The organism is Chryseobacterium gossypii, from assembly GCF_041361455.1.
GTDB classification, from domain to species: domain Bacteria; phylum Bacteroidota; class Bacteroidia; order Flavobacteriales; family Weeksellaceae; genus Chryseobacterium; species Chryseobacterium gossypii.
Genome location: NZ_JBGCUR010000073.1, coordinates 1 through 1,142, shown reverse-complemented (window position 1 = coordinate 1,142; position 1,142 = coordinate 1). Strand labels below are relative to the sequence as shown.

1 protein-coding gene is annotated in these 1,142 nt (G+C 41.0%); it reads left to right on the top strand.

Translation table 11 applies throughout. The annotated features are described in order from the left end of the window. On the top strand, nt 1-1,142 hold a 1,142-nt coding region (locus ABMQ40_RS16600), incomplete at both ends, for an RHS repeat-associated core domain-containing protein (RefSeq protein WP_503128623.1).

Here is a 1,142-nt window from a genome sequence, read left to right as displayed (position 1 = left end):
CACTTACAATATCCGGGGATGGTTAACTAAAATCAATGATCCGGCTAATCTGGGTAATGATCTGTTTGGATACAAGATCAGCTATAATCAGGTTGAAGGTCTGGAAACACCTAATTCCGATTATCCGGAACTGAAAGTAAAACCAAGGTATAATGGAACTATCGCAGAAGTATCATGGAAAACATTGACCGAAGCCAATGAGCCGTTAAAAAGATATGGCTATGTTTATGATAATTTAAACAGGCTGACAGCGGGATTCTACCAGAAAGCCGGAAGTGAAACAGCCAAAGAGTATTTTGAAAAACTGGATTATGACCTTAACGGTAATATCTCAAGACTGAAGAGATCAGAGGGGCTGCTGTCCGGCAATACTTTTGCGACAATGATTGATAATCTTAAATATGTTTATGATGGTAATAAGCTTACGGCTGTAACTGATGACCAGCTAAACCCTTCCGGCTACCCAACTGTTCCCGTCTCCAATACCATTACCTATGATGATAATGGCAATATGACAAGCCATAAGGATAAGCATCTGGGCACCATTGAGTATAATATATTAAATCTTGCTAATAAGATAACCACCACAGGCACTAAGCTTAGTACTATTCACAGGTATAAGTACAGGGCTGACGGAGTGAAGGTTTCCGCATCAACGGTTACAGGTACAGAGACTGCTACTACCGAATACCTGGATGGCTTTCAGTATTATTTTTATGCAGGGCAGCTGACCCCGATGAATCCGCTTGGTTTACAATTTGTTCCTACCGCTGAAGGGTATTATGATTTTACCAATAATGCTTATATTTACAACTTTGTAGATCAGCTCGGAAATGTAAGATTAAGCTATACGGATTACAATAAGGACGGGGTGATCCAGCCAAGAAGATACTATGTGCAGGAGTGCGACGGTCCTCCGGATCCAATGAATCCACCTAATTGTATTGATTATTGGAAGCCGGGTGAAATTGTAGATGTAAACAACTATTATCCCTTTGGGCTTCTCCATAATTATACGGGAACTACGCAGAATGTGTATCAGTATAAGTACAACGGAAAGGAGCTTCAGCAAACCGGAATGTATGATTACGGCTGGAGGCAGTATATGCCAGAGGTGGGAAGATGGAACGGAATAGATCAAT